At 67.2% G+C, this 15850-nt stretch carries 15 protein-coding genes; 13 read left to right on the forward strand and 2 right to left on the reverse strand.

What is annotated here, in order from left to right; all coding sequences use genetic code 11:
- Positions 1-49: 49 nt before the first annotated feature.
- Both C8D78_RS10590 and sdhC read right to left on the reverse strand, forming a co-directional pair.
- Entirely contained in the window at positions 50-544 is a 495-nt protein-coding gene (locus tag C8D78_RS10590; RefSeq protein WP_120953483.1) for a succinate dehydrogenase hydrophobic membrane anchor subunit, read from the reverse strand.
- A 3-nt stretch (positions 545-547) separates the two neighbouring features.
- The gene (gene sdhC / locus C8D78_RS10595; protein WP_091250876.1) at positions 548-928 is read right to left on the reverse strand and encodes a succinate dehydrogenase, cytochrome b556 subunit; all 381 of its coding nucleotides are present in this window, start codon (positions 926-928) and stop codon (positions 548-550) included.
- 267 nt (positions 929-1195) lie between these two features.
- Here sdhC and C8D78_RS10600 point away from each other — a divergent pair, with 267 nt between their 5' ends.
- The 13 genes from C8D78_RS10600 (at position 1196) to C8D78_RS10660 (ending at position 15821) form a co-directional block, all read left to right on the forward strand.
- On the forward strand, positions 1196-2329 hold the full coding sequence (locus C8D78_RS10600) for a mannose-1-phosphate guanylyltransferase (protein WP_120953485.1): 1134 nt from the start codon (positions 1196-1198) through the stop codon (positions 2327-2329).
- A 97-nt stretch (positions 2330-2426) separates the two neighbouring features.
- A complete protein-coding gene (locus C8D78_RS10605) occupies positions 2427-3626 on the forward strand; it encodes an amidohydrolase (protein ID WP_120953487.1) in 1200 nt (399 codons plus the stop codon).
- Between the two features lie 654 nt (positions 3627-4280).
- Entirely contained in the window at positions 4281-4745 is a 465-nt protein-coding gene (locus C8D78_RS10610; RefSeq protein ID WP_120953489.1) for a MarR family winged helix-turn-helix transcriptional regulator, read from the forward strand.
- A gap of 134 nt (positions 4746-4879) precedes the next feature.
- Positions 4880-5311, forward strand: coding sequence for an organic hydroperoxide resistance protein (locus C8D78_RS10615; protein ID WP_120953491.1), 432 nt, complete (start codon positions 4880-4882; stop codon positions 5309-5311).
- Complete coding sequence (locus C8D78_RS10620) at positions 5308-6339, forward strand: NADP-dependent oxidoreductase (protein WP_120953493.1); 1032 nt, start codon at positions 5308-5310, stop codon at positions 6337-6339. The genes C8D78_RS10615 and C8D78_RS10620 overlap by 4 nt, the downstream gene beginning before the upstream one ends.
- A 321-nt stretch (positions 6340-6660) precedes the next feature.
- Positions 6661-7767, forward strand: a complete 1107-nt coding sequence (locus C8D78_RS10625; protein ID WP_425266686.1) for a BMP family lipoprotein — start codon at positions 6661-6663, stop codon at positions 7765-7767.
- 163 nt (positions 7768-7930) lie between these two features.
- Positions 7931-9586, forward strand: coding sequence for an ABC transporter ATP-binding protein (locus C8D78_RS10630; protein ID WP_120953497.1), 1656 nt, complete (start codon positions 7931-7933; stop codon positions 9584-9586).
- Positions 9579-10982 (forward strand): ABC transporter permease, encoded by a 1404-nt coding sequence (locus C8D78_RS10635; protein ID WP_120953499.1) that lies wholly within the window; start codon positions 9579-9581, stop codon positions 10980-10982. Before C8D78_RS10630 ends, C8D78_RS10635 begins: the two co-directional genes overlap by 8 nt.
- Positions 10979-12295 (forward strand): ABC transporter permease, encoded by a 1317-nt coding sequence (locus tag C8D78_RS10640; protein ID WP_120953501.1) that lies wholly within the window; start codon positions 10979-10981, stop codon positions 12293-12295. The genes C8D78_RS10635 and C8D78_RS10640 overlap by 4 nt, the downstream gene beginning before the upstream one ends.
- A gap of 2 nt (positions 12296-12297) precedes the next feature.
- Complete coding sequence (locus C8D78_RS10645) at positions 12298-12702, forward strand: cytidine deaminase (RefSeq protein WP_120953503.1); 405 nt, start codon at positions 12298-12300, stop codon at positions 12700-12702.
- Entirely contained in the window at positions 12699-14030 is a 1332-nt protein-coding gene (locus tag C8D78_RS10650; protein ID WP_120953505.1) for a thymidine phosphorylase, read from the forward strand. Before C8D78_RS10645 ends, C8D78_RS10650 begins: the two co-directional genes overlap by 4 nt.
- 248 nt (positions 14031-14278) lie before the next feature.
- Positions 14279-14917: a DedA family protein gene (locus C8D78_RS10655; RefSeq protein WP_120953507.1), complete on the forward strand. Its 639-nt coding sequence runs from the start codon at positions 14279-14281 to the stop codon at positions 14915-14917.
- A gap of 142 nt (positions 14918-15059) precedes the next feature.
- On the forward strand, positions 15060-15821 hold the full coding sequence (locus tag C8D78_RS10660) for a DedA family protein (protein ID WP_244208354.1): 762 nt from the start codon (positions 15060-15062) through the stop codon (positions 15819-15821).
- The last annotated feature ends 29 nt before the right edge of the window (positions 15822-15850 follow it).

The raw sequence follows: 15850 nt of genomic DNA on the forward strand, positions 1-15850 counted from the left end.
ACCGTCAGTGCCTGACCCGTTGGGGCGGCGGTCCGCGGCGGCTGCGCCCCTAAGGCGCGGGGCAGAAGCCGCCCGGGAGCTGGACGCCGTTGGCCACGGGGCACGGATCGAACGTGAAGATGACCAGGGTGCCCAGGATGATGATGACGGTGGTGGCCGCGTAGAGGACCACCTTCAGCCACAGCCGCGTCGCGTCCCTCTCGGCATAGTCATTGATGATCGTGCGGACACCGTTGGTGCCGTGCAGCATGGCCAGCCACAGCATGGCCAAGTCCCAGACCTGCCAGAACGGGTCGGCCCACTTGCCGGCCACGAAGCCGAAGTCGATCGCGTGGATGCCCTCGCCGACCAGCAGGTTGACGGCCAGGTGGCCGAAGATCAGCACTACCAGTACGACGCCGGAGAGCCGCATGAAGAGCCAGGCGAACATCTCGAAGTTGCCCTTGGAAGAACCGTTGCGGCGGTACTTCGGCTGGATCCTTCCGCTGCCGGGCTGTCCACTGCTGGGTCGTCCACTGCGTGGGGGTTGAATAGTTGCAGTCATGGCTTAGTGACCTCCAAGGGCGAGGGACAAGTGGCGGATGGCGAAGCCGGCCATGACGACCACCCAGAGGCCCAGGACCGTCCAGAGCATCTGACGCTGGTACTTGGCACCCTTCTTCCAGAAGTCGACGGCGATGATTCGCAGGCCGTTAAAGGCGTGGAACACGATCGCCGCGACGAGGCCCGTTTCACCCAGGGCCATGAGGGGGTTCTTGTAGGCGCCGATCACGGCGGTGTAGGCCTCGGGGGACACACGCACCAATGAGGTGTCCAGCACGTGGACCAACAAGAAGAAGAAAATCACTACACCGGTAATGCGGTGTCCAACCCAGGACCACATGCCTTCACGGCCGCGGTACAAGGTGCCAGCTGGTTTTGTCGGCACTGAATAAACCTCCCTGCAACACAGCGGCGCTGGCATGGGATCCACGCGGGGGGAACGCCTGCTGCGAGAGCACTCGTAAGCTCAAGCCTAAATCTAGGCTTCGCTCACAGCTTATTCAATTTGGGAACTCCTTGTTGACCAGCGGCGGCGCGGTTTTGCGTCTCTTTTGAGACGAACGCCACATTCGGCCCCGGCTGCGGGGGCCGGAAGGGCGTGATTCGGGCACAATCTGGGGCGATTCGGCCGCCGTCGGCTAAAGTAGCCGTGATGACTACAGACAAAGTGACAAGCCAAGATTCACCGCTGGACCGTTTTATTGCGGTTATTCCGGCGGGCGGGGTGGGGACCCGCCTTTGGCCCCTGTCACGGGCAGCGGCCCCGAAATTCCTTCACGACCTGACCGGCTCGGGCAGTACTTTGCTGCGCGCGACCTATGACCGCCTCCAGCCCGTCGCCGGCAAGCACGTGCTCGTGGTGACCGGTTCCGCCCACCGGGACGCCGTCTGCCGGCAGCTGCCGGAGGTCCTGGAAGCCGACCTCGTCCTGGAAAGCGAACCCAAGGACTCCGGCGCGGCGATCGGCCTCGCGGCAGCCATCCTCCATGAGCGGGACCCGGACATCATCATGGGCTCGTTTGCCGCGGACCAGGTCATCAGCCCGGACGACCTCTTTCAGGCCGCTGTCCGTGAGGCCGTCTACACCGCGGCCGCGGGGAAGATCGTCACCATCGGCATCAAGCCGACCCATCCCTCCACCGGATTCGGCTACATCCGCTCTGGCGCGAACCTGCACATCCCCGAAGCTCCCAGCGCGCAGTCCGTGGTGGAGTTCGTGGAGAAGCCCAGCGAGGACGTGGCCCAGCAGTACGTCGACAGCGGGGAATATGTCTGGAACGCGGGGATGTTTGTGGCCCCGGTCTCGCTGATGCTCAAGCACCTCGAGGCCAACCAGCCCGAGCTCTTCGCCGGACTGCAGGAAATCGCCAAGGCCTGGGACACCCCGGAGCGCGACGCCGTTACGGCCCGCGTCTGGCCCACGCTGCCCAAGATCGCCATTGACTACGCCGTCGCCGAGCCGGCTGCGGCCGCCGGCGACGTCGCCGTGGTGCCCGGAACATTCCTCTGGGACGACGTCGGAGACTTTGCCTCCGTGGGCCGGCTCAACAGCGCCAAGGAAGTCGACGAGGTCACGGTCCTGGGCGAGGGCGCGCGCGTCTTCACCGAGAACGCCAGTGGCGTGGTGGTCTCCGATACCAAGCGGGTCATCGCCCTGATCGGCATCAAGGACGTCGTGATCGTCGACACCCCGGACGCACTCCTGGTCACCACCAAGGAACACTCCCAGCGGGTCAAGCAAGCCGTGGATGCCATCAAGGCCAAGGGCGACACGGACGTCCTGTAGGGCGGATTGGAGCGGATCAGGGTTGTGCAATGTTCAGCAATCCGTAACGCGCCGTACGCGATGCCGCTATTCTTTGTGCGCTCGCTAGAGTTGACCCGTGCGCAACTACTCGACTGAAGCTGAGCCCACGACTCTCGTGGGGCCATGGCTGGTGCCCCTCCTGCCGGAGCTGATCGCTTTCCGCCGCGACCTCCATGCGCACCCGGAACTGTCGTTCAAGGAGTTCCGCACCACCGACAAGCTGGCAAAGCGGCTCGAGGAAGCCGGGCTGAAGCCCCGGCGCCTTGAAGGCACCGGCCTGACCGTCGACGTCGGGCAGGGCCCCATCGCCACCGCACTGCGCGGCGATATCGATGCTCTGCCGATCATCGAGGAAACGGGCCTGGAGTTCGCCTCGAAGAACCACGGGGTGACCCACGCCTGCGGCCACGACGTCCACACCACCACGATGCTCGGCATCGCCCTGGTCCTGCAGCGCATGCACGAACAGTCCCCGCTGCGGGGCACGGTCCGGATCATCTTCCAGCCGGCCGAGGAAACCATGCCCGGCGGTGCCACCTCTTGCATCGAGCAGGGCGTCCTGGAAGGGGTGCCGCGCATCCTGGCGCTGCACTGCGACCCCCGGATCGAGGTCGGCAAGATCGGCACCCGGATCGGGGCCATCACCTCCGCCTCGGACACCATCAAGATTGAACTCTCCGGCCGCGGCGGCCACACCTCGCGCCCCCATCTGACCGAGGAACTGGTCTTCGCCCTGGCGCAGATCGCGGTCAACGTTCCCGCCGTGCTGTCCCGCCGCGTCGATGTCCGCAGCGGCGTATCCGTGGTCTGGGGCCAGATCTCCGCCGGCTCGGCGCCAAACGCCATCCCCGGCAGCGGCTACATGGCCGGCACCATGCGGTGCCTGGACCGCGATGCCTGGCACGACGCCGGCGAGCTGCTCGATGACATCATCCGCCAGGTCGCCGAGCCCTACGGCGTCGACGTCCACCTGGAACACACCCGCGGCGTCCCGCCGGTGGTCAACTCCGAACACGAGACGGCGCTGATCGAGGCCGCCGCCCGAGCCGAAATCGGTGAGGGCGCCGTGGTCCTGACCCCGCAGTCCATGGGCGGCGAAGACTTCGCGTGGTTCCTGGCCGACACCCCCGGCGCCATGATGCGGCTGGGTACCAAGACCCCCGGCGGGGAAGAATACGATCTCCACCGCGGCGACTACATTGTCGATGAGCGGGCCCTCGGCCTCGGCATCCAGGTGCTCACGGCGGCGGCCCTGCGCACCCTCCGCGACCTCTAAACTCCGGCAGCTACCGGCTTCAACGGGCCGCCGCTGCGTCTGCCCGGCGGACCCCGGGAATTCTAGGCTCAGTCTCCGGCGCCGCGACTCCGGCCTCCTGGCCACCGGCATCGGGAGGGCCGTCGCCTATTCGTGGGGTCCGCTGTGCTGAGTTTCCCCACCTTTGCCAGTACGACGCCGGGACGCGCCGGCGATATGGGGAACTCGCCGTCGGACGCCGGCAAAGGTGGGGAATATCAGCGGCGATGCCGGCCCGACGCACACTGCACGACTTGGCGCAGCCACTCTGGCGTCCGCAGGCCACCGCTGCGTCTCCCGGCGTACTCCTTGGACCCCTAGACCCCGTCGCCGGCGCCGACGCAGTTCTAGGCCCAGTCTCCGGCGCCGCGGCTCCGGCCTCCTAGCCACCGGCATCGGGAGGGTCGTCGCCTAATCGCTGGGTCTGCCGCGCTGAGTTTCCCCACCTTTGCCAGTACGACGCCGGGACGCGCGGGCGGTGCGGGGGACACGCCGTCGGAAGCGGGCAAAGGTGGGGAATATCAGCAGCGGCGCCAACAGAAGCGGCGGCGGTTCCAACGCACGGAACTCACGAACTGCCTATAGGTTGTGCGCAATGGAATTGTGCACAATCGAATTGGGGAGTAGGGTGGAGTCATGACCACGCCGGAAGAGACCCGCACCGCAGGTTCGGACGCGCTCCGCCTGAACCGGCAGGTGTGCTTCGCCATGTACTCGGCCTCGCGCGCCGCCACGGCCGTCTACCGGCCCATGCTGGAGGAGCTCGGCCTGACGTACCCGCAGTACCTCGCAATGCTGGTGCTTTGGGAGGCGGACCCGCGGAGCGTCCGTGACCTGGGGGAGGAGCTCGGACTCGACTCTGGAACGCTTTCGCCGCTGCTCAAGCGGCTTGAGGCGCTGGGCTTCGTCGAGCGCCGCCGGTCGGCCGAGGACGAGCGGCGTGTGGAGATCTACCTGACCGACGCCGGGGCCGCGCTGAGGGCCAAGGCCGGCGGCATCCCGCAGCGCCTGGCCGACGCCGCAGGCCTCACGGCCGCGGAGCTCGACCAGCTCCGCGAAACCCTGGGCCGGCTGTCCGAGGCGCTGCACGCCGCCCGTTGAGCCCCCCGCAGATGTGGCCGACGTCGAAATCGCGGGAGGCGTGCCAACTCGCCGGAAGTTCACGGCGACTCCGCAGGCTTCCGGCGAGTTCAACGCCGCCGACCCCCTTTGTCCCACCGACAGAACGGAAACCCATGAAGACCCTCTACACAGCCGAGGCCCTTGCCTCCGGCGAAGGCCGCGACGGCACCGCCGTCAGCAAGGACGGCAAGCTCAGCGTCACCCTCGCCAGCCCGGTGGAACTCGGCGGCGACGGGGCGGGAACCAATCCCGAGCAGCTCTTTGCCGCCGGCTACGCGGCCTGCTTCCACTCGGCCCTCCGCCTGGTCGGCCGCCAGCAGAAAGCCGACCTGACCGATTCCGCCGTCGCCGCCAGGATCCACCTCGGCGCCCTCGACGGCGGCGCCGGTTACGGCATCGCGGCCGAACTCGAAATTGCCCTTCCCGCCGTGGACCGCGAAACCGCCGAGGCCCTCGTGGCCAAGGCCCACGAGGTCTGCCCCTATTCCAACGCCACCCGAGGCAACATCACTGTCGACATCACGATCCTGGAGGTCGCCGCATGAGCACCCACAACGAAACTTCCACCCTCCCCGCCACCAGCCGCGAGATCCAGCTGGCGTCCCGCCCGCACGGCCGCCCCGTGCCGGAGAACTTCCGCCTCGCCGAGTCGCCGCTGCCCGAGCTGCAGGAGGGCCAGGTCCTGGTCCGCAACCTCTACATCTCGGTCGATCCGTACATGCGCGGCCGCATGAATGACGTGAAATCCTATTCCGCGCCGTTTGCGCTGGACGCCGCACTGGACGGCGGCGCCGTCGGCGAGATCATCGCGTCCCGGGCCGACGGCCGCGCCGTGGGCGATACGGTCGTGCACAGCCTCGGCTGGCGCGAGTACGCCGTCGTTGATGCGGCGGCCACCACCCCGGCGCGCACTGACCTGGCCCCCGCCTCCGCATTCCTCGGCGCGCTCGGCATGACGGGCCTGACCGCCTACGCCGGCCTCCTGAAGGTCGCCGAATTCAAGCCCGGCGACGTCGTATTCGTCTCGGGTGCCGCCGGCGCCGTCGGCTCGCTCGTGGGCCAGATCGCCAAGGCCATGGGCGCGTCCCGGGTGATCGGCAGCGCGGGTTCGCCGGAGAAGGTGGCACGGCTCCTGGAACTCGGCTTCGACGCCGCGTTCAACTACCACGACGCCCCTGTGGCCGAGCAGCTTGCCGCGGCCGCGGGTGAGCGCGGTATTGACGTCTACTTCGACAACGTCGGCGGCGAGCACCTGGAGGCGGCGTTGTCCGCGCTCACGGTCGGCGGCCGCGTGGCCATGTGCGGCGCCATCTCGCAGTACAACTCCACCGAGCCCACCCCGGCGCCGCGGAACCTCATGCTGGTGATCGGCAAGCAGCTGACGCTCAAGGGCTTCCTGGTGAGCGGCTACTGGCAGCACATGGCCGAGTTCGTCGAGGCCATGTCCGGCTGGCTGGCCGACGGCACTGTCCGCTATGACGAGACCGTGGTGGACGGCCTGGAGAACGCCCCGCAGGCGTTCATGGACCTGCTCGACGGCGCCAACACCGGCAAAATGCTCGTCCGGCTGTAGTCCGACGCCAGAGCGGCACCGCCGCTGAACGCAGACGCCTCCGGCGCCGACTCCCCGCAGGGAATCGGCGCCGGAGGCGTCTGCGTTCCCGCGCCAGCGGGGGCGGTGCCGGCTACCTCTAGGTAACAAGTTCTCAACAATCTGGGTAAATGCTGTGAAGTCTGCTACGTGCACGTGGCGCAGGACACTAAAGTGGCTTCATCAGTGCGCCTAGGCGCAGTGCTGCGAAACCATCAGTGAAAACAGAATTCAGCGGATTACCGCAGACAGTCACTCATTGAGCTCCCGTCGTAGCGCCTACTCTTTCTTCCTGGAGGAAAATTGAAGAACTCTCTGCGTGCCACCCTCAAGCGCGGATCAATGGCCGGGGTCGCCACCGCGGGCGCGGCTGCACTCCTGCTGACCGGCTGCGGGGCTGCCCCCTCGGCCAGCACCGCCACGAACACCGCCAGCGACTACAAGGGCTGCATCGTCTCCGACTCCGGTGGATTCGACGACCAGTCGTTCAACCAGTCCTCCTACGAGGGCCTGAAGAAGGTCACGTCGGAGCTGGGCCTCAAGATGAACCAGGCCGAGTCCAAGACCAACAACGACTTCGAGCCGAACCTGCGCGCCATGGTCTCCGCCGGCTGCAACCTGACCATCACGGTCGGCTTCCTGCTCGGCGACGCCACCAAGTCCCAGGCCACCGCGAACCCGGACAAGCACTTCGCCATCATCGACTTCGGCTATGACACCCCGATCGCCAACGTCAAGCCGATCATCTACGACACGGCCCAGGCCGCGTTCCTGGCCGGCTACCTCGCAGCAGGCACCACCAAGACCGGAACGGTCGCCACCTTCGGCGGCATCAAGATCCCCACGGTCACCATCTTCATGGACGGCTACGCCGACGGCGTGAAGTACTACAACGAGAAGAAGGGCAAGAACGTCAAGGTCCTTGGCTGGGACAAGGCCAAGCAGGACGGCTCCTTCACCGGTGACTTCGAAAAGCAGGACAAGGGCAAGCAGTTCACCCAGAACTTCCTGGACCAGGGCGCGGACATCGTGATGCCCGTCGCCGGTCCGGTCGGCAAGGGTGCGGCCGCGGCCCTGAAGGAAGCCAAGGCAGCAGGCAAGGACGTCAAGCTCATCTGGGTTGACTCCGACGGCTTCCTCACGGCTCCGGATTACAAGGACATCATGCTCTCCTCCGTCATGAAGCAGATGGGCCAGGCCGTCGAGACGGTCGTCAAGCAGGACAAGGACGGCCAGTTCACCAACAAGCCGTACGTCGGCACCCTCGCGAACGAAGGCGTCCAGCTGGCTCCGTTCCACGACATGGAGTCCCAGGTTCCGGCCGAGCTCAAGACCGAGCTGGACCAGATCAAGCAGGACATCGCCAGCGGCAAGCTGAAGGTTGAATCCGCAGCCAGCCCGAAGGCCTAACCTCCTCCACTAAGCGCCACGGCCCGTCCGGTCACCACCGCACGGGCTGTGGCGCTTTTCGTTGCGGCCTCTGGGCCTCGGACCGCAGGCACTAAGCTGGTGCTGCAGCCCCCACTACACGTCCGGACCAAGCCTTCCGGACACCTCGAGATTGGTCAGAGTTTTGAAACTTGAACTCAAGGGCATTACTAAACGCTTCGGCTCCCTGGTAGCCAACGATCACATCGATGTGGTTGTTGAGCCCGGGCAGATTCACTGTCTGCTCGGTGAGAACGGCGCTGGCAAGTCCACGCTGATGAACGTCCTCTACGGACTGTACGAGCCCACTGAAGGCGAAATCCTGGTCGATGACAAACCGGTCACCTTCCGCGGCCCCGGCGATGCCATGGCCGCCGGAATCGGCATGGTGCACCAGCACTTCATGCTGGTCCCCGTCTTCACGGTCGCGGAGAACGTCGCGCTGGGCGCCGAGACCACCAAGACCGGCGGATTCCTGGACCTGGATGACACCCGCCGGAAGATCCGGGAGATCTCGGACCGGTACGGCTTCGACGTCGACCCCGATGCGCTGATCGAAGACCTCCCCGTGGGCGTGCAGCAGCGGGTGGAGATCATCAAGGCACTGGTCCGCGACGCCAAGGTTCTCATCCTGGATGAGCCCACGGCCGTGCTGACCCCGCAGGACACTGATGAACTGCTGGATATCATGCGCCAGCTCAAGAGCCACGGCACCTCCATCGTGTTCATTTCCCATAAGCTCCGCGAGGTCAAGGCAGTTTCGGACACCATCACCGTCATCCGGCGCGGCAAAGTGGTGGGCTCGGCCGACCCCGGCGCCTCGACCACCGAGCTCGCGTCCATGATGGTCGGCCGTGCCGTGAGCCTGACCCTGGACAAGGCTCCGGCCGTGCCGCAGGAGACCACCTTCGAGGTCAAGGACCTCACGGTCATCGCGCCCACCGGCCAGCACGTCGTGGACGGCCTCAGCTTCGGGATCGCCCGCGGCGAGATCCTCGCCATCGCGGGCGTCCAGGGCAACGGCCAGACGGAACTCACCGAGGCGATCCTCGGCCTGCACGAGCGGGCCCACGGCTCGATCCTCCTCGACGGCGAAGAACTCCTGGGCCGCAGCGTCAAGGACATCCTCAACGCCGGCGTCGGATTCGTCCCGGAAGACCGCTCCCTCGACGGTCTGATCGGCACGTTCTCCATCGCCGAGAACCTGATCCTGGACCGTTACGACCAGGCGCCGTTCGCCAAGGGCATCAGCATGAGCCCGGCCAAGGTCCTGGAAAACGCCAAGACCAGGATCGAAGAGTTCGACGTCCGCACCCCGTCCGGCTCGCTTGCCGCCGGCACCCTGTCCGGCGGCAACCAGCAAAAGGTCGTCATGGCGCGGGAACTCTCCCGGCCCTTGCGCCTCTTCATCGCCTCCCAGCCCACCCGCGGCGTGGACGTGGGCTCGATCGAATTCCTGCACAAGCGCATCGTCGCGGAGCGGGACCACGGCACGCCCGTCATGATCGTCTCCACCGAACTGGACGAGGTCATTGAACTCGCCGACCGGATCGCCGTGCTCTACAAGGGCAGACTCGTCGGGATCGTGCCGGCCGGCACCGGGCGCGACGTCCTGGGCCTGATGATGGCCGGGGTTTCCCCGGACGACGCCCAGGCCGACGCCGCAGGCAAGTCCCCGGCCGGACTTCCCGCCGGACTTCCCGTCGAACACCCGGCCGACACCCCAGCAACGAACCCGGCGCCCGCCGCCCCGTCCGTGCAGGAGCCCAGCTCCGGCGCCGTAGGAGACCACCATGAGTGAGAACACCGAGCCGCGGCCCGCGGCCGTACCGGACCCGGACCGGATTCCGGCAGCAGCGCAGGCCACCGAGGTGGAGCCCGAGCCGCTCGAGGACGATGCCGACTTCGTCGTGGCACTGGACACGGCGGGAGGCGCCCACCAGCCATCGGCCGTACCGGTCACGGCCCAGAGCGGATCCCTTCCCGGCGCCCCCGAGGAAGAGTCGCTGATGCGCAAGATCTTCACCGGCAACGGCATCGTGACCATCCTGGCGGTGCTCCTGGCCCTGGTCCTCGGCGGCCTGCTCATCGCCGCAACAGACAAGGTGGTCGGCACCACGGCCGGGTATCTCTTTGCCCGGCCCAGCGACTTCCTCGCCGCCGTCTGGTCCGCCGCCACCAGCTCCTATGTCGCCCTCTTCCAGGGCGCGGTCTTCAACCCCCACGGCACCGGCGTGGCCGGGCAGTTCGCGCCCCTCATGGAGACGCTGACCATCGCCACACCGCTGATCACCGCGGGCCTCGGCGTCGCGCTGGCCTTCCGCGCAGGCCTGTTCAACATCGGTGCGCAGGGCCAGATCATCATGGCCGGCATCCTCGCCTCCTGGGTCGGCTTCGCGCTGCACCTGCCGCTCGGGCTGCACCTGCTGCTTGTCCTGGTGGCGGGCGTCGTCGGCGGTGCCGTCTGGGGCGGAATCGTCGGCGTGCTCAAAGCCCGGACGGGCGCCCACGAGGTCATCGTGACCATCATGTTCAACTACATCGCGCTGTATTTCCTGCGCTACCTGCTGGACACGCCGGCGTTCCAGCGTCCGGGGGAGACCACCCCGATTTCCCCCATCCTGGACCCGAACGCCGTGTACCCTCTGCTCTTCGGCAGCCAGTACCGGCTGCATGTGGGCTTCCTGCTGGCGATCGCGGCCACGGTGTTCGTCTCGTGGCTGCTGAACCGCTCCACGATCGGATTCGAGTTCCGTGCCGTCGGGGCAAACCCGAAGGCGGCCCTGACCGCCGGCATCAACGTTTCCCGTGCCACGATCCTGGTCATGACCATCGCCGGCGGCCTTGCCGGCCTGGCCGGTGTCGCCCAGGTGGCAGGCACCGAAAAGGTCCTCACCGACGGCGTCGCTGCAACCTACGGCTTTGACGCCATTACCGTGGCCCTGCTGGGGCGGTCCTCGCCGTGGGGCACCTTTGCCGCCGGCCTGCTGTTCGGAGCCTTCCGCGCAGGCGCCGTCCAGATGCAGATCCAGACCGGAACCCCGATCGACATCGTGCTCGTGGTCCAGTCGCTCATTGTGCTGTTCATCGCGGCGCCGCCCCTGGTCCGGGCGATCTTCGGACTTAACCCGCGCAAGAAGAAGGCCGCAACCGCCGGCAAAACCAAACAGGCAGTAACCACCGGAGGTGCCGCATGAGCACAACAGCAACCTCATCCGTCGAGGGAAAACCCCAGCCGGACAAAAACCGCCGGCCGGCGGCGTCGGCCAAGCCCGTGACCTGGAAGCTGCCGGTCACGCTGGCCGTGCTGGCCGTCATCGCCTTCATCTTCTTCGGCCTGCTGGGCCCGCAGGGAACCGCTAAGTTCGGGGTTTCCTCGGGCGGAGACTTCTTCCAGCTGCCGGCGATCGAAGTCCCCGCGTTCCTGTCCGGGATGGTGCTCTCCTTGATCCTGCTCGGCCTCGCGGGCTACGCCCTGGTCCTGAAGGCGAAGCAGAACGCCCGGCCCCCGCGCTGGCTCCCGGCCGTGTTCACGGTCGTCTTCGTGGTCGCCTTCCTGATCTGGGTGGTCGGCGGCGCCCGGACCCCCAGCATCTCGCTGGCCGGCCTCATCGCCGGATCCGTCACCCTCGCCGTGCCGATCGTCTTCGGTTCCCTGTCAGGGGTGCTGTGCGAACGCGCCGGCGTCGTGAACATCGCCATCGAAGGCCAGCTCCTGGGCGGTGCCTTCACGGCCGCGCTCGTCGCCAGCGTGACCCACAATCCCTACGCGGGCCTGCTCGCCGCGGCCGTGGCCGGTGCCCTGGTCTCGATGGTGCTGGCACTGTTCGCCATCAAGTACGTGGTCAACCAGATCATCGTCGGCGTCGTGCTCAACGTCCTGGTCTCCGGCCTCACCGGCTTCCTGTTCACCACCGTGATGCAGGCGGACGCGGACAAGTACAACTCGCCCGGCCGGCTGCCCATCATCGATATCCCGGTCCTGTCCGGCATCCCCGTGATCGGTCCCATCCTGTTCAAGCAGTCCGTCGTGGGCTACCTGATGTATGTCGCCGTCATCGTGATCTGGATCGGACTGTTCAAGACGAAGTGGGGCCTGCGCGTCCGGGCCGTGGGCGAGCACCCGCAGGCGGCCGACACCCTGGGCATCAAGGTCAACGCGACCCGCTTCTGGAACGTCACGCTGGGCGGCGCCGTGGCCGGAATCGGCGGATCGTTCTTCACCCTTGTGGCGATCGACAGCTTCACCAAGGAAATCTCGGGCGGCCGCGGCTTCATCGCCCTCGCCGCCATGATCCTGGGCCGCTGGAACCCGATCGGGGCGTTCTTCGCAGCGCTCCTGTTCGGCTTCGCCGACAACCTGCAGAGCATCGTGACAATCATCGGCACCCCGGTGCCGAGCCAGTTCATGGCCATGCTCCCGTACGTCGTGACCGTCTTTGCCGTTGCCGGCCTTGTCGGCCGCTCGCGGCCGCCGGCCGCCGACGGCATACCGTACATCAAGGGCTGAGCATGGACACCATCGTCGTCGACTGGGCAGCACTCGAAGCCGCCGCAGTGTCTGCCATGAAGAACGCCTATGCGCCGTATTCGAAGTTTCCGGTGGGGGCCGCGGCCCTCACCGGGGACGGGCGGATCGTCAGCGGCTGCAATGTCGAAAACGCCAGTTACGGGCTGACCTTGTGCGCAGAGTGCACCCTGGTGGGCAACCTGCAGATGACCGGCGGGGGACTGCTCCGTGCCTTCTACTGCGTCGACGCCGGCGGCAACGTCCTCATGCCGTGCGGGCGCTGCCGCCAGCTGCTCTACGAATTCAGGGCTCCCGACATGGAGCTCATGACCACCCAGGGAATCAGGACCATGGACCAGGTCCTTCCCGATGCCTTTGGGCCCCAACATTTGGAGGAATCCCGGTGACACTTCCGGCACAGAGCACGTCCAATACTGAAGCGTTCGACGCCGTCGACATCATCCGCATCAAACGGGACAAGGGCATTCTCAGCCCGGCCCAGATTGACTGGACGATCGATGCGTACACCCGCGGCGCCATCGCCGACGAGCAGATGGCCGCCTTGAACATGGCCATCCTGCTCAACGGCATGGACCGGGCCGAGATCTCCCGCTGGACGGCGGCCATGATCGCCTCCGGCGAGCGGATGGACTTCTCCAGCCTCCGGCGGCCCGACGGCGGCGTCAAGGCGACGTCCGACAAGCACTCCACGGGCGGCGTGGGGGACAAGATCACCCTGCCGCTGGCACCCCTCGTGGCTGTCTTCGGGGTGGCCGTGCCGCAGCTTTCGGGCCGCGGCCTGGGCCACACCGGCGGCACGCTGGACAAGCTCGAATCGATCCCGGGCTGGCGGGCAGCGCTGAGCAACGAGGAAATGCTTGCCCAGCTCCAGGACGTCGGTGCGGTCATTTGCGCCGCCGGCGCGGGGCTGGCCCCGGCGGACAAGAAGCTTTACGCTCTGCGCGACGTCACCGGCACCGTGGAGGCCATCCCGCTGATCGCGTCATCGATCATGAGCAAGAAGATCGCCGAGGGCACCGGCTCGCTGGTGCTCGACGTCAAGGTGGGCAGCGGCGCCTTCATGAAGGACGAGGCCCGCGCCCGCGAACTGGCCGAGACGATGGTGGCCCTGGGCAAGGACGCAGGGGTCAACACCGTTGCCCTGCTGACGAACATGAACACCCCGCTGGGCCTCACCGCGGGCAACGCGATCGAGGTGGAGGAATCTGTTGAGGTCCTCGCCGGCGGCGGCCCGGAAGACGTCGTCGAACTCACTGTTCGGCTTGCGGAGGAAATGCTGGCGTGCGCCGGCGTCCACGACGCCGATCCCCGCGCCGCGCTGCGGGACGGCCGTGCCATGGACGTCTGGAACCGGATGATCGAGGCCCAGGGCGGCGACCCGCGCGCCAAGCTCCCGGTCGCCAAGGAATCCGAGGTCATCTATGCCCCCGCCGACGGCGTCCTGGTGGAGCTCGACGCGATGGCGGTAGGGGTCGCGGCCTGGCGGCTCGGCGCCGGGCGCGCCCGCAAGGAGGACCAGGTCCAGGCCGGGGCCGGGGTGCGGATGCACGCCAAACCGGGCGCCACGGTCAGGGCGGGCGAGCCGCTCATGACCCTCCTGACGGACACCCCGGAGAAGTTCGAGCGTGCCAAAGAGGCGCTCGAACACGCCGCCGTGATCGCTCCCGAGGGCTCCCGACCCGCCCAGAAGCTCATCATCGACCGCATCGCCTAGGCCCGTCCCCCCGCCGCACCCGCGCAACCCCGTTGCCCTCTCACTTCTGGTCCCCAAACCCGGGGTTTAGCCGCCACAAGTGATAGGGCAACGGGCGTCTCCGCCAGGCAACGGGCGTGTCCGCCAGGCAGGGGTGGCTGCGACCGGCGGTACACTGGCTCCACAGCAGTACCCCTCAAGCGCGGGCGAGACTCCGGCCCCGCCCGCGCTTGAAGGAGCTTTCAGGTCCCGCCGCGCGTTAGGAAGCTGTGCAGGCAATCAACGACTTCATCCTCGCCGCCGCAGGGCAACCCTGGGTGCTGGTCCTCGTTTTTGCCTGCTGCGTCATCGACGGGTTCTTCCCGCCGATCCCCAGCGAATCGGTGGTGGTGGGCCTGGCCGCCGTCGCCGCGACCGCGGACGTGCCGAACCCGGTCCTCCTGATCGCCACCGCCGCAGCCGGCGCGTTCCTGGGCGACAACCTCGCCTACCTGTTTGGCCGCGGCACCGGAACGCAGCGCTGGGCATGGATGCGCGGCCCCCGGATGCAGGGGGCGTTTTTGTGGGCCGGCCGGGAACTGCGGAAACGCCCGGCGTCGCTGATCCTCGTGGCGCGCTTCGTCCCGATCGGGCGGGTCGCCGTCAATCTGACCGCCGGTGCCACGCGATACCCGCGGTCCAGGTTCATGAGCCTGACGGTGCTCTCGGCCCTGCTGTGGGCCGGCTACTCCGTGGGAATCGGCCTGTTCGTCGGTCCGTGGTTCGAGGAAAACCACGTTCTGGGCGCGGCCATCGCGATCATCTGCGCAGTGGTCCTGGGCCTCGCCGTGGACTATGTCATCAGCAGGCTGCGCGGCCGGGCCCCGGAGGAACCGATTCCGGCCGAACGTCCGCCGGCCGGAACGTAGCGGACCGTACCCCGCCCGTGGGAGACTTAGGAGCGATTTGCGTCACGCTGCTGTCCGCAGTCCGCCCGGTCCCGCCCGTTTGTCCCCGCAGGTTCGTTACGGCTTAGTTGTCCGTTCCTAGTCACCAAGGAGCACCGCCCGCATGGAGTTCATTAACGAGGCTGTGCTCCACGCCGCCGGCCAGTGGTGGATCTACCCCCTGCTGCTGGTGTTCTTCTTCGTGGACGGCTTCGCGATGGTGGTCCCCAGCGAGACCCTCATCGTTGCCCTTGCGGCGTATTCGCTCCATAGCGGCCAGCCCAACCTCTGGATCCTCGGCCTCACGGCGCTCGTCGGAGCCATGGCCGGGGACAACGTGGCCTACATGCTCGGCCGGAAGATCGGCCTTGAGCGGTTCCGCTGGATGCGTAAGCCGAAGGTCCAGAAGGTCTTCGCTTGGGCGCACTATGAACTCGAGAAGCGCGGGGCCGTGCTGATCTTCACGGCCCGGTATATTCCGTGGGGCCGTGTTGCCGTCAACTACGTGTCGGGCACGACGGCGTTTCCGCACCGGAGGTTCTTCTTCCTGGACGCCTTCGCGTGCTTCACGTGGGTCATCTATTCCCTTGGGATCGGCCTGCTGGCCAGTTCCTTCCCGTGGCTGCACCACAACCCGCTACTCAGCGCGGGGATCGCGGTGGTGTTCGCGATCGTGCTCGGCATCCTGATCGACCACCTCCTGCGCTGGTGGCACAAGCGCCTCGGACGCAACGACTCCGGGGCCACCCGGGCCGGCGGCGCGCCGGATGAGGAGCACGTATCGGAGGCCGGCACCTCACGGGAGCACGCTCCCGACGGGCACCGCCCCGGGGGACACGGCGTCCTGGCCGGCCCGCCCACCGAAGCCGGAGTGCCCGGAAAGTAGCATCCGACGGCCCGCGACCCTATGGTTGG

It is taken from the genome of Arthrobacter oryzae, assembly GCF_003634095.1.
GTDB lineage: Bacteria > Actinomycetota > Actinomycetes > Actinomycetales > Micrococcaceae > Arthrobacter > Arthrobacter oryzae.